The sequence below is a fragment of the Pseudomonas sp. FG98 genome (assembly GCF_057808595.1).
In genome coordinates this window covers 48,113-66,546 of sequence record NZ_JBMDIJ010000022.1, presented here as the reverse complement: position 1 = coordinate 66,546, position 18,434 = coordinate 48,113, and the positions used below count along the sequence as shown (strand labels likewise).

The window sequence follows — 18,434 nt, the reverse complement described above, 5'->3', positions numbered from 1 at the left end:
TCCCCAGTTTTTTTGTGTGGCAGATCGGGGGCTATTAGGGCGCTGGCCGCCTGAGCAAGTCTTGTTCGTGGCTGCCAGCGCCCTTGACCACGATGGCCAGTGCTCAGTCGGCCGTCGCCAGGGTTTCCGGCAGCGTTGCACCGCCGTCGACGATTAGGGTCTGGCCGGTGACATAGGCGGCGTTGTCCGAGGCGAGGAAGAGCATCGCCGCGGCGATGTCCTCGGGTTCGCCGAGACGACCCAGCGGCACGCCCCGGGCAATCCGTGCATTGAGGCCGTCGTCGCCGAGATTGCCCATGGCCGGGGTGCGGATCATCCCCGGTTCGACACCGTTCACCCGTACCCCCAGCGCCGCCAGTTCCAGCGCCGCACTGCGGATGAAACCGTTGACCCCGGCCTTGGACGCGGCGTAGTGACTGAGTCCCGGATAGGCGACCCGCGGCCCGGTGACCGAGGAGGTCACCAGCACGTTGCCGCCGCCTTGGCGGCGGAACAGCGGCAGGGCCGCCTGGGTCAGCCAGAACAGCGCCGACAGGTTCACGTCCAGGGTCCTGCGCAGTAGCGGCTCGCCGATCTGCTCGAAGGGCGTCAGCGGGAAGTACGCCGCGTTGTGCACCAGCACATCGAGGCGTTGCAGGCTGCCGAGCAGGGTGAAGATCGCCGCGCGGTCGGCCAGGTCAATGGCGACTGCGCTGACCTTGTGGCCCTCGCCACGCAGGCGTTCGGCGACGGCTTGCGCCGCCGGCAGGTCGAGGTCGGCGATCAGCACCTCGGCAGCGCCACGGGCGAAGCCCTCGACGATGGCCCGGCCAATGCCCTGGGCGCCGCCGGTGACCAGCACCTGGCGACCACTGAAATCGAAGCGCGCACTCATGACAGATGCTCCATTCGGGTGTAGGCCAGGGTCGGCACATCGACGATGGTCGATCCGCCATCGGCGGCAATCACCGCGCCGGTGATGATCGACGCCTCGGCACTGACCAGGAACTGGCACAGCGCGGCGATTTCGTCCGCCGTGGCGGCGCGGCGCAGCGGCACATCGGCGGTGACCCTGGCGTAGGCAGCATCGAGGTCTTCGCCGTAGCGCTGCATCAGCGGCTGCATTTCCTCGTCGGCCATCGGCGTGCGCACCCAGCCCGGGCAGACGCAGTTGACCCGCACTCCCTGCGGCCCGAAGTCCCGTGCCAGCGAGCGGTTGAGCCCCACCAGCGCGTGCTTGGCGGTGGTGTAGCCACACACCTCCGGACCCGCCGCCAGGGAGGCGATGGAACCGAGCAGGACGATGCTGCCGCGCCGCTCGATGAGCAGCGGCAAACAGGCCCGGGCGCTGTGGAAGGCGCTGTGCAGGTTGCCGCGCATGGCCGCTTCCCAGGCAGCGTCGTCCATGTCCAGGGCCGTGCCGAGGCCGTGGCCGCCGGCGCAGCAGATCAGTGCATCGAGGCCGCCGAAGCGGGCGCGGATCTGCTCGATGAAGCCCTGCCAGGTGGCGCTGTCGGCGGCATCGCCGGACAGCACCAGGGCATCGGTATCGGCCGCTACCCGCTCCAGCGCTTCGCGGCGTCGGCCGACCAGCACCAACTGGTCGCCGGCTGCAGCCAGCCGCCGCGCGCAAGCCTCGCCGATGCCGCTGCCGGCACCGGTGATCAGCACGGTGCGGCTCATTTTTCGTGGACCGTGGTGTTGATCAGATTGCAGTACGACGATACCGGGAAGTTGCTGAAGGCCTCGAAGCCGCCTTCGGCGTGGCCGAAGATCTTGCCGTCGCTGCGGTGCTCGCGCAGGTCGATCATCACCAGGCCCAGGGTCGGAATGATCTTCTCGCGCCAGACGAACAGGTACAGCTCGTCGGCGATCTTGTAGTAGTGGCAGCGGTCGGTGTCGCACAGGCCTTGCTCGACACCCTTCAGGCACTGCCAGGTGTAGAAGTTCTCATTGAGGTAGATGTGCTCGTATTCCTCGGTCGGGCTGTAGCGGTAGCGGTTGCGGATGCCCACCAGCTCGGCGGTCGGGGCATGCGGGCAGGCGCCATCCTGCCACGGACGGTCGAGGGTGCCGTGGAGGAACTCGGCATCGACGCAGGTCAGCGGCTTGCCGGAGAGGGCGCGGTGGAACATGCCTTCGCGGGTTTCCTCGGCCTCGGGCATGCTGCCGATCACCGCGGTGAAGGACTGGCTCAGGGTGTCGAGGACCAGGGAGATCGACCAGGTTTTGCCGTGCTCGGTCTTGAGGAAATCGACCAGGACGATGCCCGGGCGTACCGAGGTGGCGCGATACGGCGCGCTGCCGCTGGAGTGGCCGTCGGCGGCGTGCCAGTGCAGTTGCTCGGCGTCGAAGCGGTGCTCGATGGACCAGCCGTTGGCGAAGTTGAGAGTCAGGCGCTGACCGGCCAGTTCGGCCAGTTGCGGCAGGATGAAGGCTTCAGGGGCGAAACCGTCGGCCAGGGCGCCTACGGAAATCCAGTCGGTATGGGTAGTCATCGGGAGTGGCTCGTTGCTGTTGGTTGGAGCCGTGATGGTGCCGGGCGCGGCGGGCTGGCGGTATCAACCGGATGGTTGAGGAGGGCGGTATACCAGTCATCTGTCTGTCATAAAGCGGTAGTAAAGTGCCATCATTCAGCGGCAGGAATGAATCGCAGTGATCCGCCGATCTTTTTCCTCTCTCAATGTTCTGCAGTTTCTGCTCCTGTCCTCGTCCGTGGCCATCCTCCTGTTTCTCTGGGGGCTGTTCTTCCAGCAGCAGGCTACGTCCGGACAGGAAGCGCTGAGCGCCAAGGCCGCCGAACACCTCAACCTGGCCACCATGGCTGCGGAAAACCTCAGCCAGCTGGTGGACCGCGCGCAGAGCATCGGTCGCGCTGCCCAGGTCGATATGCGCGACGGTGGCCAGGGCCGCCTGAGCCTGGTGCGCATGCTCGCCGAAGACCCGGTGCTCAAGCGCATGAGCCTGTACCGCGCCGATGGCCGCCTGGTCTCCGCCAGTCACGACGATGAGCCGCGGCAACTGCCCGAGCCCTGGCTGCGCGCCCTGCGCGAGCATATCGGCCGCTACGGTTTCAAACCTTTCCTCGCGCCGCTGGACGCCCCGGCCCGGGAGGCGGCGGAAATCAACTGGCGCCTGCCCTTTCTCCTGCCGCTGACCGATCCGTCCCGGGGTGATGCGCAAAGCGTGCTGCTGGTGCAACTGGATATCGGCTACCTGGCGGTGCTATTCCAGCATATCGACCTGGGCAGCAGCGGCCTGATGCGCCTGCTCGACGGTGCCGGCCATGAGCGCCTGCGCATCGGCAACAGCGGCGTGCTGGTGGCGGGGGAGGCGCTCAAGCCGGACCTGCCGGACAGCGTGGAAGCTGCCGGGCGCACCAGCCAGTACAGCGCCGACGGGCATTACCAGAGCCTGTTCCGCAAGGTGTTGCCACGCGGTTTCAGCATTGCCGTGAGCCAGCGCGAGGACGAGATCCTCGCGCCGTCGCAGTCGCTGTATCAGCGCCAGCTCTGGCTGAACCTGGCCATGACCCTGCTGATCCTTGGCGGCGCCCTGTGGAGCTGGCGGGTGCTCGGCAAGCGCGAGGAAGCCTTTGCCGCCCTGGAGCAGGCGCAGACCATCAACCAGCAATTGATCCAGCGCCTGGAAGAAGAACACCGGCGCAGCAGCCATGCGGCCGCCACCGACCACCTCAGTGGCCTGCACAACCGCCGCCAGTTCATGGAAACGGCGGCGCGGGTGCTCGCCGAGCAGCGCAGCAAGCGACGCTTGATGGCGATCCTGTTCATCGACATGGACCGCTTCAAATCGATCAACGACTCCCTTGGCCACAAGGTCGGCGACCTGCTCTTGCAGGCGGTCGCCGGGCGCATCAGCCGTGCCCTGGAGCCGGGGGACGAGGCCGCCCGCTTTGGCGGCGACGAGTTCGTCGTGCTGCTGGCCGGGGCGCGCAGCGAGGAGCAGATCGACCTGTGGGTGCGCATGCTGCTGAACAAGCTGTCGGCCACCTACTCGCTGGACACGCACGAGCTCAACAGCAGCCCGAGCATCGGCGTGAGCATCTGCCCGCGGGACGGCCAGTCGGTGGACGAACTGATCCGCCATGCGGACGCCGCGATGTACTCGGCCAAGCAGGCCGGGCGCGGCCAGTACCGTTTCTTCGACCCGTCGCTGAACGTGGTCGATGTCGGCGAGTTCGCCCTGGAGCAGGCCTTTGGTTCGGCGCTGAAGGAACGCCAGTTCGTCCTGCATTTCCAGCCACAGGTGCGCTTCGACTCGATGCAGGTGGAAGGCTACGAGGCCCTGGTGCGTTGGCAGCATCCGCAGTTCGGCCTGCTCTATCCGGATCGATTCATCTCCCTGGCCGAGCGCAGTGGCTTTATCGTCGCCCTCGGCTGGGAGGTGCTGCGCCTGGCCTGCGAGGAACTGGTGCGTTGGCAGGCGCGGGGGATTCCTTCGGGGCTGGCGGTGAACGTGTCGCCGTTGCAACTGCGCCAGCCTGATTTCAGCAGCCGCTTGCTGGAGGAACTGGGCCAGCATGGCGTCGATCCCCGGCGCCTGGAACTTGAGATCACCGAGACCACGGTGCTCGACAACGAAGGCCAGGGCATCAAGCACCTGCAGGCGCTGCGCGATGCCGGCCTGAGCATCAGCCTGGACGATTTCGGCCAGGGCTATTCCGGCTTCTCCCACCTGCAGGCGCTGCCGATCAACCGTCTGAAGATCGACCGGGCGCTGATCGCCCAGCTTTCCAACAGCCACGATGACAGCCCCATCGTGCTGTCCACCATCATCCTCGCCAAGCGCCTGGGCCTGGAGGTGGTGGCCGAGGGCGTGGAGACCCGCGAGCAGGTGGTCTACCTGCGCCTGGCCGGCTGCGACTATGCCCAGGGCTACCACTTCAGCCGGCCGCTGACCCAGGCCCAGCTTCATGAGTACCCGCCCTTCATCGACGCGACGGAAGCCGCATGCGAACACTGATCCGACTGCTGTGCCTGATCTTCGCCATGCTTCTGGCTCTTCCAGCCCACGCTGACTGCAAGCAGCCAAGCCTGCGCATCGCAGTGATCCCTAAAAAAAGCATGGAAGTGCTGATGAAGGACTATCAGCCACTGCTGGAGCGGCTGAGCGCGGCGCTGGGCATCCCGGTGTCCATCGTCCCGGCGTCGTCCTATGAAAGCGTGGTGGATGCGGTGGTCTCCGGCGGTGTCGACATTGCCTGGCTGGGGCCGGCGTCCTATGTGCTGGCGCAGCAGCGTGACCCGCGTATCGAGCCGTTCGCCAGCCTGGCGATCCGCAACGGTTACTTCACCCCGGCCGGGCATCACTACCAGGCCTTGCTCCTGGCCCGCCGCGAAGTGGCCGACGACCTTGAGGCCCTGCGCGGCAAACGCGGCGCCCTGAGCGATCCGGCCAGTACCTCGGGCAGCGTGATACCCAATGTCGAGTTCGCCGCCCAGGTGGGCATGCCGCTCTCGCGTTTCTTCGGCTCGGTGGCCTACTCCGGCTCCCATGACAAATCGCTGGACGCCTTGCTCGAAGGGCGGGTGGACGCGGCGTTCGTCGCTAGCGTGCGCGCCGATGCCTACCTCAACAGCGGCAGGATCAGCCGGGACACCTTCAATGTGCTGTGGCGCTCGGAGCGGATCTACTACGACCCGTACGTGTTCCGCGGCAACCTCTGCCCCGAGTACAAGGCGCGGATCCGCGCGGCCATGCTGGAAAACCAGGACGGGCTGGCGGCGTTCCTCGCTTCCCAGGATGCCAGCGCCCTGGCTCCGGTCAGTCGCGCGGAATATGCGCCGCTGGTGCGGATGATGGAGAGCCGCTGAAGCGCAGGGCCTCGATCACCAGGGCGAAGGCCGAGGAGTGTTCGCGGCGGTTGGGGTAGTACAGGTGGTAGCCGGGGAAGGGCTGGCACCAGTCGTCCAGCACCCGCAGCAGGCGGCCTGCGGTCAGGGCTTCGGCGACCATGTCCTCGGGCAGGAAGGCCAGCCCGCCACCGGCCAGGGCGGCGCGCAGGATCGGCAGGCTGCTGTTGAAAGTCCATTGGCCGTCGACCCGTGCCTTGAGTTCGTGGCCGTCCTTGGCGAAGTCCCATTGCAGCAGGCTGCCGTGGGTCGGCAGGCGCAGGTTGATGCAGTTGTGCGCGGCCAGGTCGCCGGGCCTCTGCGGCGCCTCGCGGCGGCGCAAGTACGCCGGCGAGCCCACCACCGCCATGCGCAGCGGTGGGCCGATGGGCACGGCGATCATGTCCCGGGCCACCTGCTCGCCAAGGCGCACCCCGGCATCGAAGCGCTGCGCGACGATGTCCGACAGGGCGTAGTCGACGGTGATTTCGACCTTGATATCCGGGTATTGCTCCAGCACTGGCAGCAGCTTCGGCCAAAGGATGTTGTTGGCTGCGTGTTCCGAGGCCGAGATGCGCACGGTACCTGCCGGGGTGTCGCGAAAGGCGCTGACCGCTGCCAGTTCCAGTTCGATCTCTTCGAAGCGCGGCGCCATGGCCTGGTACAGGCGCTCGCCGGCCTCGGTGGGCGAGACGCTGCGCGTGGTGCGGGTCAGCAGGCGCACCCCGACCCGGGCCTCCAGGGTGCGGATGGTATGGCTCAGCGCCGACTGGGAAACGCCCAGTTGGGCGGCGGCGCGGGTGAAGCTGCCTTCGCGGGCGATCACCACGAAGGCCTGGAGGTCGTTGTAGTTGGCTCGGGACATGGGCGGCCTGTGCTCGGATCAGACAGTGTTGTGGTCAGTATCGGCCTCATCGCTGGCAATGCCAGCTCCCACAGGTTGTTGTGTCAGGCCCGGATCTTGCGGCTGGCCCGAAACCCTGTGGGAGCCGGCGTTGCCGGCGATGAGGCCATCAGCCACAGCTACAGCGTCCGGCGATAGAACTCCTCCAGTCGCTGCATGGCGCTATCCACATACTCCGGCACCCAGTAAGTCTCGATATGACTCGCCCCCTCGATCAGGAACAGCTCCTTGTCTTGCGTGCCGCTGGCCTTGGCCAAGGCGTCCTGGCTCATGTACAGGCTGTCGGCGGCGCTGCCGGCGATCATCAGCAGCGGCTGGTCGAGCAGGGCCAACTGGTCGGTGGCGTCGAAGCGCATCAGGTCGAGCAGGCTGCTGGTGGTGTAGCGGAAGGTCGAGTTGGGATGGGCGTGGGTTTTCCAGTAGTACTCGTAGCCCTGGCGGTACAGGGCGAAGGGCAGGGCGGCGATCTGCTCGTCGCTGAGGTTGGCATCTCCGGCATAGCTCACCTCGCCACCTGCCGCTTCCTCGGCGCGGGCCTGGGAAGCCTGGCGCAGGCGCTGGCCGATGCTGTCCAGTTGCGTGTCGTTGTAGCCATTGCGGCGCACCCGGCCGGAGTTGAACAGGCTCAGGGTGGCCACTGATTTGAAGCGTTTGTCGGTGCTCGCGGCGGCCAGTGAATAACCACCGCCACCGCAGATGCCGAGCAGGCCGAGGCGCTGTGTATCGACGCCGGCATAGCCGCTGATGAAGTCGGCCATGCCATGGATGTCTTCGATACGATTGGCCGGTTTATCGACATTGCGCGGTTGGCCCTCGCTGGCGCCCTGGTAGGCGGCGTCGGCGGTGATGGTGATGAAGCCGCGTTCGGCCAGGCGCTGGGCGTAAAGACCGGCCACCTGTTCCTTCACGCCGCCGTTGGGATGGGCGATGACCACCGTCGGGTAGCGTTTTTGCAGGTCGTAGTGGGCCGGGGTGTAGACGTTGGCAGCGATCTTCAGGCCGTTGAGGCTGTAGCTGACGGGGTGCAGGTTGACCCGGCCTGGCGTGTTTTCGTCGAGGGCGCCGGCGTAGACCAGGCTGAACGGGTTTTTCCGGTAGTCGGCCGCCAGGCTTTCGCCGGCGCCGCTTGTCATTGCTGCCAGCAGGGCTGCCTTGAGCACCAGTGATTTCATGTCGAGTCTCCCGAAAGGTTGGCTGAGGAACCTTAGGGGGGCGCTGTGTCAGTGACTAGGCAGGCAAACCGGCAAGGACTTATGAGCAGAATTCATGAGTGCTCGTCAGGTTCGCCACCAACGCGGGCGGCCCTCCTCGAACGAGTGGTATTCGGGCTTGAAGGCTTCGCTCATCGGGTCGTCAAAGGTACCGGCGAGCAAGGCCACCAGCGGCTCGTCATCGACGGCGCCGAGTGAGCTGCCGCAGCGTGGGCAGAAGGCCCGGCTGGAGTAGTCGGAGGAACGGTACAGGGCCGGTTGGCCGCCTTCTCCGGTCCAGGCCAGGCGTTCGCGGGGGAATTCGACCCACAGCGCGGAGAGGGCGCCGCTGTGTTGCTGGCAGTTGCGGCAGGAACAGGTGTGGGGATTCTCGGCCGGGCCTTGGGCGCTGAAGCGGATGAAGCCGCAGAGGCAGCCGCCTTGGTAGGTGATGCTGGGCATGGGGCAGTCCGTTGCTGGAAGGGAGGCATGTATGGTTGCCGATGGCCTCATCGCTGGCAAGCCAGCTCCCACTGCGGATTGGGGCCAGCCACAGGATTTGTGTTCGACGCGGTCCCTGTGGGAGCTGGCTTGCCAGCGATGAGGCCATCGGCAACAACAAGAAACGACCAGCTCGTTAGAGGAACAACACCCCCACCAGCTCCGTCCGGTTCCTCACCCCCACCTTGCGAAACAGGTTGATCAGGTGGGTCTTCACCGTCGGCAAGCCCAGCGCCAGTTGCCGTGCCAGGGTCTTGTTGCAGGCTCCGTCGCGCAGCAGCAGGGCGATCTCCCGTTCGCGCGGGGTCAGCCCGGCCAGGCGGTCGGGCGCCGGTGCCGGCAATTGACGGGCGGCCATCTGCATCAGGCCGTGCAGCGGCAGCAGGCGCTCCAGTTCACCCGCTGCGAAGGGCCCCTGGGCGCCGTCACGCAGCAGCGACAGCCCGGCCGCCGGACGGCCGTCGACCCAGGCCACGATCTCCACTACGTCCACCACCCGGTGCTGGTCGAGAAAGCCCATGTATTCCCGGCCCTGGGCGGCATCCTGATGGGTCATGGCCTGGCGCAGCGAGACCACCGGCAGGCCGATGGCCCGGCAGTTGTCAGGCCTGAGCGGGTCGAGATGGCGATAGTGCTCCAGGTAACGGTGGTGCATGGGCGCCTGCATGCCGAGCAACTGGAAGTCGCAGGCCTGCAATTGCTCGTCGACCCGGTAGAAGGCCGCCAGGCTGGCGGGCACCTGCTGGCTGAAGGCGTGCAGGCAGTAGCGGCCGAGTTCTTCGACGGCGCCGTTCATGGCTGGGCCAGCAGTTCGCGGACCTTGTCCACGGCGGCGCGGGCGCAGTTGCCGTCCATGGCCTCCGAGGCACCGGACACACCGATCGCGCCGATCACCTGGCCTTCATGCAGGAAGGGTTCGCCGCCGCCGAACAGGGCCAGGTCCGCTTGCAGCGGCAGGCCTTCGCGCACTGCCGCCGAGGTCTTTTGCAGGCGCTCTTCCCAGACCGTGGTGGACACACCAAAGCCGGCGGCAGTGCGTGCCTTGTTCAGGGCGATGGCCTGGCACGGGCGTGGCGCGCCGTCCATATGGGCACTGTGGATCGGCTGGCCGCTGGCATCGAGGATCGCCAGGCTGACCCGCAGGCCTGCCTGTTCGGCGAAGTCGACGGCAGCGCCGAGGGCCTGCATGGCGAGGCGCAGGGTGATGGTCGGTTGCTGGCGCAGCAGGGCGGTCATGGCGCGGATTCCTCCAGGGCGGATTCAGGGTTGCCACGGGCACGCAAGAGCAGTTGCCAGAAGCAGTACAGGGCAAGCACGGCAGCGGCGATATACAGGGCCCAGGGCCCGCCGAGATGGGCTGCGAGCACGCCGGCGAGCAGGCCGCCGATGGCGTCGAAACCGAAACGGGTCGAGGTGTAGATCGAGATCACGCGGCCGCGCAGGGCATCCGGGGCCTGGCCCTGCAACAGGATATTGGTGCCGACGTTGTTGATCGTCACGCCGAAGCCGAGGATCAGCATCGCCAGCAACGATAGCGGCAGGCTGCGGCTGCCGGCGAACAGCAGCAGACCGACGGCGCTGGCGATGGCGGAGAACAGGATCAGCTTGCGCAGGCGCTCGACGCCCTGGCTGCCGGCCAGCAGCATGGTGGACAACAGCGAGCCAAGCCCGGCGGCGCCCCACAGCCAGCCCAGGGTGCGGGCATCGCCGGCAAAGATGTCGTGGACGAACACCGGCAGCAGCACGGCATAGGTCGAGGCGGTCAGGTTGACCACCAGCACGCCGAAGATCAGTCCGCGCAGCGAGGCCGAGCGCCAGACATAGTCGAGGCCTTCGCGGAACATGTTGCCCATGCTGCCGCTCGCCCTCTCGCCCGGGGTAATGCGGACCAGCAGCAGGCCGAGGATCAAGCCGCCATAGGACAGCGCATTGAGGGCAAAGCACAGCGCCTCGCCGGTCACCGCCAGGAGCAGGCCGGCCAGGGGCGGGCCGACGAAGCGCGAGCAGGTGAAGAGCATGGCGTTGAGGGCCAGGGCGTTGGGCAGGTCGTCGCGGTCGTCGACCAGGCGGCTGAGCAGCGATTGGCGCAGGGGCGTGTCCACCGCATTGAGGATGCCGAGGGTCGCGGCAAGCAGCACGATCAGGCTCGGGGTGATCAGTTCCAGTCCGGTCAGCACCGCCAGCAACAGGGCCTGCACGCCGAGCAGGGCTTCGACTCGAATCAGCAGGCGGCGTTTGTCGTGGCGATCGATCCAGGCCCCGGCGATCGGCCCGACCAGCAGTTGCGGGAGCAGGGTGGCGCAAGTGGTGATGCCCAGTAGTGCCGCCGAGCCGGTCAGGCGGTAGACCAGCCAGGACAGGGCCACGGTCTGCACCCAGGTGCCGAGGGTAGACACCGCATGGCCGATGAAATACAGGCGGAAATTGCGGTGATGCAGGGCCCGCAGGACGCTGGGCCAGCGGTTCGGGCGGGAGGGTTGTGCTGCTTTCACGATTCGGGAACGCCATGGCCGGAGGAAGAACGGCCCCGCCGCCAGCGGGGCCCGCGCCAGACTTTACGCGCTTGTGCCGGAGGCGTCTTGCCTGTGCGTGTCGGGCGCATGCGTTTGCCTGCCAGCAAGCGCAAGGTGTTTGGCAGCGACGATCAAGTTCCCGGCACCCGGATGCAAGACGCTGGCGGCGTAATCCGGTCAACTCGGGGTTTTTCACTGCCGAACGGTGTGCACTGATGTTTTTCAGGAACGATCATTGGGTGCGGGAGCTCGAGCCAGTGCTGGCGCGGGTCAGCCAGGGACAACTGTGGGGCGACGTGGAGACGCCGCAGTTGCAGCGTCATCCGGCCGTGCTGGCGACCCTGCGCGAGCTGGCCATGGCGCGCCAGCAGGACGCCCGCCAGCTCGACGAAGCCCGCGCGCTCGGCAGTGAACTGACCATGCAGGTCGAGCAGGCCCGGGATCACGGGCGCAGTGCCGAGTCCGAGATTGTCCGCCTTGAGCAGCGCAGCAACGACTTGCAGGCGCTGGTCGGCGACCTGCAACAGCAACTCGAAGCCCACCGTCAGCAGGCCGCGATCTGGGCGCAACTGGAGTCCACCATCACCGAGGGCACCTGGGACATCAAGGTGGTCCAGGGCGACCTGCAGCACCCGGACAGCCATATGCGCATTTCCAACCAGTTCCGCACGGTCATGGGTTTCAGCCCGGCCGAGCTGCCGGATGGCTGGGACGCCCAGGTCAGCATCACCCACCCGGATGACCTGCCGCAGATCATGGCGATCTTCGACCGTGAAATCGTCAAGTCCGGCGGCAGTGGCGAGTACGTGTTCGAGTACCGCATGCGCCACAAGACCCGCGGCTACATCTGGTGCCGCGAACGCGGTTGTGCCGTGCGTGACGAGCGTGGCGTGCTGGTGCGAGTGATCGGCGCGGTCCGCGACATCAGCGACGAACGCAGCGCCCAGGCCAGCCACCAGCAGATGCTCTCGCAGAACCAGACCACCTACGCGCAGATCGCCACGGTAGTGGGGGTGATCAAGAGCATTGCCGAGCAGACCAACCTGCTGGCCCTGAACGCCGCCATCGAAGCGGCCCGGGCCGGGGAGGTCGGGCGCGGGTTTTCGGTGGTGGCGGAGGAAGTGAAGAAGCTGGCCGAGAGTACCCGGCAGGCGACGCAGCAGATTCAGGCGATGTTGGGGGATAGGTGAGGTAATGGCGCTGGTGGTCGTCTGTAGAGCGCATCAAGGTTGGCAGGTGCATGACGACAGGTCTTCAGCGCCCTCAAGATCGAGCGCCGCCCGCACGGCGCATCGCGAAGCGCATTTCGGTGTTTTTCTGGCGTTCTTGAGATCGAGCGCCGTCCACACGGCGCATCGCTGGCAACGCCAGCTCCCACATTTGTTGCAACGTGCCATGGCCTGTGGGATTTGGGTTGCCAGCCCTTTGTGCTTGGCGATTTATCGCGGGGAGGCTGTTGGGCTCGACTCGATAGCGCGTCGTACAAACAAGGTGAACAACCATGGCCTGACAGGCATAGGTACGTTGCAACAAATGTGGGAGCCGGCGTTGCCGGCGATGCGCCGCGCGGGCGGCGCTCGATCTAAAGAACGCCGCAAAACTTTCGGCAAGCACTTGTCAGCCTTGATACGGTTTCACGACGAACTAATTCGCTCTCATGAATTAATAAATTTCTCGGCAAATAAAGTTAGAAAAGGTGCACTATCAGATAAATACTTTCACCTATTGACCTAGATCAACATACCAACTCGATAAACCACATGAATCGTTTGCGCTCCCGCCAGTTTCCCGGCGCCGGAAAATAATCCGGATATTGCGCGTCAAATAATGGCTATGAGCCATATCGCAGCGTAAGCTATGCACCGCGCCACTCGTGCGCACCCAGGCCAGAGCCTCTAGATCAGCTGTGCAGCCAACCACTGCATGGCTCCGCCGTGCTTTTGCCATTATCAACAAGTTGCGTTCGGATCGAGTTGATGCCCATTACCCAGAATCTCTCCGAGATTTTCGTACATACCCTGGAACAAGCCATCGACAGTGTCGTGGTGATCGATACCGATAACCGCGTGGTGTTATTCAACGCCGCCGCGGAAAAGTTGTGGGGTTTTTCACGGGAAGAAGTGCTTGGCAATAATGTCAGCATGTTGGTGCCGGAAAGTATTCGCAGTAAACACGACGGTTATGTCGATTCGAACCGGCGCACCGGGATCAACAAGATCGTCGGTACCACCCGCGATGTGCCGATCCACAAGAAGGACGGCAGCCAGCGCTGGGGCTCGATGTCGATTTCGCGGGTGGAAAGCGAGGGGCAGATTCTCTACACCGCCTTCGTCAAGGATGTCACCGAGCAGCGCAAGGAGCGCAAGCGCGCCAGGCTGCTGTCGCTGGTGGCCGACCAGACCGACAACGCGATCTTCATCACCGATGGCCGCGGCAAGGTGGTGTACCTGAACAAGGGCTTCGAGAAGCTGTTCGGCTACAGCCTGGACGAGATCGCCAGCCATTTCCCGGTGGGCCTGTTGGTGCCGCAATTGCCGGCCGCGCGCATGGCCGAGTTGCAGCAGGGACTGCGCCGCGGCCGTTCGTTCCGCCTCGAAGAGCTGCTGCAGGTCAAGGGCGGCGAGCGGATCTGGTGCAACGTGGCGATCAACCCGGTGATGGGCGCCAATGGCGAGCTGGCCCAGACCGTCACGGTGCTGACCGATATCACCGCGTCGAAGATCCACCAGGTGCTGCAGCACTGCATCCTCGATGCGATGGTCCGCGAGATGCCGCTGGAGTCGGTGATGGAGCTGTTGTGCCGGGAGATCGAGCGCATGTCGCCGGAAGTCCGCGCGGCGGTGATCCAGGTCGACGAGGATGGCGCCATGCATGCCCTGGCCGCGCCGAGCTTCGCCGAGCGCTACGGGCAGCTGCTGGAAGGGCGGCCGATCCGCGAGTGTGTCGGGTCTTCCAGCGTCGCGGCCTGCCGTGGCGAGATGGTCTTCGTCCACGATATCGCCAGCGATCCGCACTGGACGCTGATCCGCGAGGAGTGCCAGGCGCTGGGCATCCATAGCTCCTGGTCGATTCCGATCAAGGATTCCAAGGGCTTTGCCATCGGCGTCCTGGCGTTCTACTACGCCGAGCAGCGCACACCTTCGGCCCTGCACCAGCAGATGGTCGATGTGCTGATTCCGTTGTGCGCCCTGGCCATGGAGCGTGAGGTCAACCGCGAGAGCATCCGTCAGTTGGCGTTCTACGACAGTCTGACCCGGCTGCCTAACCGCAGCCTGCTGCACGCCAAGGCCGACCATGCGCTGATCGAGGCGCGGCGTACGCGCAGCGAGCTGGCGGTGCTGTTCATCGACCTCGATCGCTTCAAGCAGATCAACGATTCCCTCGGTCACCCGGCCGGAGACGAACTGCTCAAGCAGACCGCGCAACGCCTGAATGCCAACCGCAACAGCACGGACATCGTCGGGCGCCTGTCCGGTGACGAGTTCGTCGTGGTCCTGCCCAATTGCACCAGCGACAAGGTCAATGACGCCATCGAGGAGATCCGCCAGGCGCTTGCCCAGCCATGCCAGATCGCCGGCTCGTGCTTCTCGCCGTCGGCCAGTATCGGTGTCAGCCTGTATCCCCGCGACGGCCACGACATGAGCACGCTGATCCACCGTGCCGACATGGCCATGTACCAGGCCAAGAACTCCGGACGCGGGCGCTTCAGCTTCTTCAGTCATGAGCTCAATGAGCTGGCACAGGAACGCCAGGCCCTGGAGAGTGCGCTGCGCGAGGCCATCGAGCAGGGCTCGCTGCAACTGCACTACCAGCCACAGGTGAATATCGAGGACGGCCAGGTCTACGGCGTCGAGGCCCTGGCGCGCTGGACCCACCCGACCTTCGGCGTGGTCTCGCCGGCGCGCTTCATCCCGCTGGCCGAGGAGTGCGGGCTGATCACCGAGCTGGGTCATTGGGCGGTCAGGGAGGCCTGCCGGCAACTGGCGGCCTGGCGGCGCAAGGGCCTGAACATTCCCTCGGTGTCGGTGAACCTGTCGCCGAGCAATTTCCACAACCTCGACCTGGCCGGAATGATCGTTCAGGTGCTCGACCAGCACGGCCTGGCCGCCGAGGACCTGACCATCGAACTCACCGAAAACCTGCTGCTCGATACCAATCCCGGAACCATGAAGGTCCTGCACGATCTCAACGCCCAGGGTATTCGCCTGGCCATGGACGACTTCGGCACCGGTTATTCCAGCTTGAGTTATCTGCGCAAGCTGCCGATACAGGAATTGAAGCTCGATCGCAGTTTCGTGCTCGATCTGGAGGCCGACGAGACCAGCCGTGCGCTGAGTGACGCGGTAATGCGGATCGGCGATAGTCTGCGCTTGAAAGTCGTGGCCGAAGGGGTCGAGGAACACGGCCAGTACCGGATTCTCAAGGACCAGGGATATCATGTCGCCCAGGGCTACCTGCTGTCGAAGCCGTTGACGCCGCAGGATCTGGAAGCCTGGATGATGAAGTTTTGACGCATTGAGCGTGCAAGGCTCTGTACGAAATGCATCCGAGCTCGTCCATGCTGCGTTAAAAACAGGCTCGGAATGCTCATTGACAACCAGTCAACTCCGCTTCCTCGCCTGTTTTTGCCTTGCCTGGCCTTCGCTCGAATACATTTCATACAGAGCCAAGCTGCTTAACACTTTCGCCCTTTTTAGAGGATATCCCTCATGTTTCCAGCGTACCGGCGGCTCAAGCAAGAGTTGGCAGAGGCTCAGGACCGGCTGTCATCCCTCGAACAGGTCAAGGAAAGCCTCGACCGCGAGATGCTGTTCCTCAAGCTGACCTCCCAGGGCCAGATCACTTCGGCAAACTCCAATTTCCTTGGCGAAATGCAATATTCCGCGGCGGCGGTGGAGGGCAAGGTGCTGTTCGGCCTGGTTCCGGAATACGCCCAGGGCACCAACCATTTCAAGTTGATGAAGCAGGCGATCCTCAACGGCGAGCACTGGGCCGGGGCCTTGCAGCTCAAGCGCGGCAACGGCAACGAAGCCTGGTTGCGCGCCATCGTCCAGCCGATCAAGGACAAGAACGGCCAGGTCAATTACATCTCGCTGTACGCCAACGACCTGACCCGCACCATTGAAAGTTCCCGCGAGCGCGAAAACCTGATCGAGGCCCTGCAGCGTTCTACCGCGGTGGTCGAGTTCGATCTGCAAGGCAACGTGCTCAGTGCCAACGAGCGCTTCCTGCAGGGCATGGGCTACACGCTGGCGGCCCTCAAGGGCAAGCATCACCGGATCTTCTGCGATGCCGCCGAAGCCAACTCGCCGCAGTACGAGCGTTTCTGGGACAAGCTGCGCCGGGGTGAATTCATCGCCGACCGCTTCAAGCGCATCGACAGCCATGGCCAGGTGGTCTGGCTGGAGGCGACCTACAACCCGATCTCCGACGCCCACGGCCGGCTGTACAAGATCGTCAAGTTCGCCACGGTGATCACCGACCAGGTCAACCGCGAGATCGCTGTGTCCAAGGCGGCGGAAATCGCCTTCACCACCTCGCAGCACACCGACGACAGCGCTCGTCGCGGCAGCGTGGTGATCCAGGAAACCGTGGACGTGATCCAGGGCCTGGCGGTGCAGATGGCCGCCGCCGTGGAGGGGATCGCCGCGCTGGACAAGCAGTCGCAGATCGTCGGCAGCATCGTCAAGAGCATTGGCGGGATTGCCGACCAGACCAACCTGCTGGCGCTCAACGCAGCGATCGAAGCGGCGCGGGCGGGCGAGCAGGGCCGTGGTTTTGCCGTGGTCGCCGACGAGGTCCGGCAACTGGCCTCGCGCACCACCAAGGCCACCGAGGAAATCGTCGACGTGGTGACGCAGAACCAGAAGCTCGCCGAAGAAGCGGTGCGCATCATCGAGCAGGGCAAGGCCCGCGCCGAGCAGGGGCTGGAGCTGTCGGCGCAGGCGGGCAGTGTGATCGTCGAGATCCAGGACGGTGCGCAGAAAGTGGTGAATGCGGTGGGGCAGTTCACCAACCAGTTGTCGGTTTGATGCTGGGCTGATGGCCTGGGCCGCGTCGATCAGGCCATCCTTCAGCGCCGGCCGTTGAAGAACCCCGACAACTGATGCAAGGTCTTCGCCGCCGTGAGGATCGCCGGACGGAAATTGTCCTTGCCGATGATCCGTGCGTGTTTCACCGAGCTGATCAGGTCGTAGCGGCTGGAACCTTCAGCCATGCCCTCGGCGAGAATCTTGCAGATGATATGGCTCGGGGTTACGCCGAAGCCCGAGTAGCCCTGGACGTAGAAGGCATTGCGCCGGCCGCTGAGGGTGCCGATCTGCGGGAACAGGTTGGCGCTGGTGGCCATCGGGCCGCCCCAGGCCAGGTCGATCTTCACGTCCTTGAGGTAAGGGAAGACCTTCAGCATCAAGGCGCGGTTCCACGCCTTCAAGTCATTGGGGATGTGCTCGACAAAGGGCGTGGCTGCGCCGAACAGCAGGCGGTTTTCGTTGGTCACCCGGTAGTAGTCGATGACCGGGCGGATATCGCTGTAGGCCCCGCGGATCGGGCTGATGCGCTGGATCAGTTCGTCGGATAGCGGCTCGGTCATCAACTGGAAGGCATAGGTGTTGATGGTGCGGCTGTGCAGTTCCGGTTCCAGCTTGTTGAGGAAGCTGTCGCAGGCCCACAGCAGCTTGCTCGCCTTCACCGAACCGCGGCCGGTACGCACGGTGATGGTGTCGCCGTAGCGCACTTCCAGCGCCGCGCTGTGTTCGAAGATCCGCACGCCGTGGCTGACCAGCGCCTGGGCTTCGCCAAGCAGCAGGTTGAGCGAATGCACATGGCCGCCGCCCATATGCAGCAGGGCGCTGCTGTAGGCGTCGGAGCCGATGATCTGTTTCACTTCGGAACCGGCCAGGAAGCGGATCTCGTCCTTGCCGTTGACCTTCTTGAATTCCTTTTCCCAGGTGCGCAGGGTCTGTTCCTGGCGGGCGTTGAAGCCCATGTAGCCGTAGCCGTGGCAGAAGTCCGCGTCGATGGCGTACTTGGCGATGCGGTCCTTGATGATCCCGGCGCCCAGCTCGCTGATCTCGAAGATCTGCTGCAGGCCTTTCTCGCCGACGCTGCTTTTGATCTTTTCCAGGTCGTGGCCGATGCCGGCCATGATCTGCCCGCCATTGCGCCCGGTACCGCCGAAGCCCAGGTAACGGGCCTCCAGCACGACGATATTGGTGATGCCTTTCTCGGCCAGTTCCAAGGCGGTGTTGATCCCGGAGAAACCACCGCCGATCACCACCACGTCGGCTTCGATATCGGCTTCCAGGGTGGGGAAGGCGAGGTTGTACTTCTTGGTGGCGGAGTAGTAGGTGGGGCTTTCGACGTTGATCATGGGGCGGCCTGAGTAATTGGAGTTGGGCAAGGGCGACCGTAGCGCTTGTTACACTTTGCATTAAATGCCTAACGAGCGGTAGGTTCTTGACTCAGGCTGCTGGGATTTTTGATTGGGGCTGCC

The 18,434-nt window shown here is 64.9% G+C and carries 15 protein-coding genes and 3 pseudogenes; 8 read left to right on the top strand and 10 right to left on the bottom strand.

What is annotated here, in order from left to right:
• Positions 1-103: 103 nt before the first annotated feature.
• From ACODSK_RS15720 to ACODSK_RS15710, 3 genes are read right to left on the bottom strand one after another with little or no spacing between them, the layout of a single operon-like run.
• Positions 104-874: an SDR family oxidoreductase gene (locus ACODSK_RS15720; RefSeq protein ID WP_489017365.1), complete on the bottom strand. Its 771-nt coding sequence runs from the start codon at positions 872-874 to the stop codon at positions 104-106.
• Positions 871-1,662, bottom strand: a complete 792-nt coding sequence (locus ACODSK_RS15715) for an SDR family NAD(P)-dependent oxidoreductase (protein WP_489017363.1) — start codon at positions 1,660-1,662, stop codon at positions 871-873. The genes ACODSK_RS15720 and ACODSK_RS15715 overlap by 4 nt, the downstream gene beginning before the upstream one ends.
• Positions 1,659-2,477 (bottom strand): molybdenum cofactor biosynthesis F family protein, encoded by an 819-nt coding sequence (locus ACODSK_RS15710; protein WP_489017362.1) that lies wholly within the window; start codon positions 2,475-2,477, stop codon positions 1,659-1,661. The genes ACODSK_RS15715 and ACODSK_RS15710 overlap by 4 nt, the downstream gene beginning before the upstream one ends.
• A 157-nt stretch (positions 2,478-2,634) precedes the next feature.
• Between ACODSK_RS15710 and ACODSK_RS15705 the strand changes: the two genes are divergently transcribed.
• The gene (locus ACODSK_RS15705) at positions 2,635-4,962 is read left to right on the top strand and encodes a putative bifunctional diguanylate cyclase/phosphodiesterase (protein ID WP_489017360.1); all 2,328 of its coding nucleotides are present in this window, start codon (positions 2,635-2,637) and stop codon (positions 4,960-4,962) included.
• On the top strand, positions 4,950-5,813 hold the full coding sequence (locus ACODSK_RS15700; protein WP_489017358.1) for a phosphate/phosphite/phosphonate ABC transporter substrate-binding protein: 864 nt from the start codon (positions 4,950-4,952) through the stop codon (positions 5,811-5,813). The genes ACODSK_RS15705 and ACODSK_RS15700 overlap by 13 nt, the downstream gene beginning before the upstream one ends.
• On the opposite strand, the gene ACODSK_RS15695 is transcribed toward ACODSK_RS15700, so the two are convergent.
• From ACODSK_RS15695 to ACODSK_RS15670, 6 genes are all read right to left on the bottom strand, one after another.
• On the bottom strand, positions 5,764-6,696 hold the full coding sequence (locus ACODSK_RS15695) for a LysR family transcriptional regulator (RefSeq protein WP_489017356.1): 933 nt from the start codon (positions 6,694-6,696) through the stop codon (positions 5,764-5,766). The two genes, ACODSK_RS15700 and ACODSK_RS15695, sit on opposite strands and share 50 nt — an antisense overlap.
• Positions 6,697-6,854: 158 nt before the next feature.
• Complete coding sequence (locus ACODSK_RS15690; RefSeq protein ID WP_489017354.1) at positions 6,855-7,907, bottom strand: alpha/beta hydrolase; 1,053 nt, start codon at positions 7,905-7,907, stop codon at positions 6,855-6,857.
• A gap of 105 nt (positions 7,908-8,012) precedes the next feature.
• Entirely contained in the window at positions 8,013-8,387 is a 375-nt protein-coding gene (locus tag ACODSK_RS15685) for a GFA family protein (RefSeq protein ID WP_489017352.1), read from the bottom strand.
• A 175-nt stretch (positions 8,388-8,562) separates the two neighbouring features.
• Complete coding sequence (locus ACODSK_RS15680) at positions 8,563-9,222, bottom strand: helix-turn-helix transcriptional regulator (protein WP_489017350.1); 660 nt, start codon at positions 9,220-9,222, stop codon at positions 8,563-8,565.
• Positions 9,219-9,662 carry a GlcG/HbpS family heme-binding protein gene (locus ACODSK_RS15675; protein WP_489017348.1) on the bottom strand — a complete coding sequence of 148 codons (444 nt, stop codon included), beginning with the start codon at positions 9,660-9,662 and terminating at the stop codon, positions 9,219-9,221. Before ACODSK_RS15675 ends, ACODSK_RS15680 begins: the two co-directional genes overlap by 4 nt.
• The gene (locus ACODSK_RS15670) at positions 9,659-10,918 is read right to left on the bottom strand and encodes an MFS transporter (protein ID WP_489017346.1); all 1,260 of its coding nucleotides are present in this window, start codon (positions 10,916-10,918) and stop codon (positions 9,659-9,661) included. The genes ACODSK_RS15675 and ACODSK_RS15670 overlap by 4 nt, the downstream gene beginning before the upstream one ends.
• 14 nt (positions 10,919-10,932) lie before the next feature.
• Between ACODSK_RS15670 and ACODSK_RS15665 the strand changes: the two are divergent.
• From ACODSK_RS15665 to ACODSK_RS15640, 6 genes and pseudogenes are all read left to right on the top strand, one after another.
• Positions 10,933-11,841: pseudogene (locus ACODSK_RS15665) on the top strand (PAS domain-containing protein); the annotation flags it as partial.
• Positions 11,830-12,117 (top strand): annotated as a pseudogene (locus tag ACODSK_RS15660) (methyl-accepting chemotaxis protein); the annotation flags it as partial. The pseudogenes ACODSK_RS15665 and ACODSK_RS15660, both read left to right, overlap by 12 nt.
• A gap of 16 nt (positions 12,118-12,133) precedes the next feature.
• Positions 12,134-12,673, top strand: coding sequence for a hypothetical protein (locus tag ACODSK_RS15655; RefSeq protein ID WP_489017344.1), 540 nt, complete (start codon positions 12,134-12,136; stop codon positions 12,671-12,673).
• A gap of 242 nt (positions 12,674-12,915) precedes the next feature.
• Positions 12,916-15,450 carry an EAL domain-containing protein gene (locus tag ACODSK_RS15650; RefSeq protein ID WP_489017342.1) on the top strand — a complete coding sequence of 845 codons (2,535 nt, stop codon included), beginning with the start codon at positions 12,916-12,918 and terminating at the stop codon, positions 15,448-15,450.
• Between the two features lie 198 nt (positions 15,451-15,648).
• Positions 15,649-16,425: pseudogene (locus ACODSK_RS15645) on the top strand (PAS domain-containing protein); the annotation flags it as partial.
• 135 nt (positions 16,426-16,560) lie between these two features.
• Positions 16,561-16,971, top strand: a complete 411-nt coding sequence (locus ACODSK_RS15640; RefSeq protein WP_372239144.1) for a methyl-accepting chemotaxis protein — start codon at positions 16,561-16,563, stop codon at positions 16,969-16,971.
• A gap of 41 nt (positions 16,972-17,012) precedes the next feature.
• Here ACODSK_RS15640 and ACODSK_RS15635 read toward each other — a convergent pair whose 3' ends face one another.
• The gene (locus tag ACODSK_RS15635; RefSeq protein WP_489017340.1) at positions 17,013-18,311 is read right to left on the bottom strand and encodes an NAD(P)/FAD-dependent oxidoreductase; all 1,299 of its coding nucleotides are present in this window, start codon (positions 18,309-18,311) and stop codon (positions 17,013-17,015) included.
• Positions 18,312-18,434 lie beyond the last annotated feature (123 nt).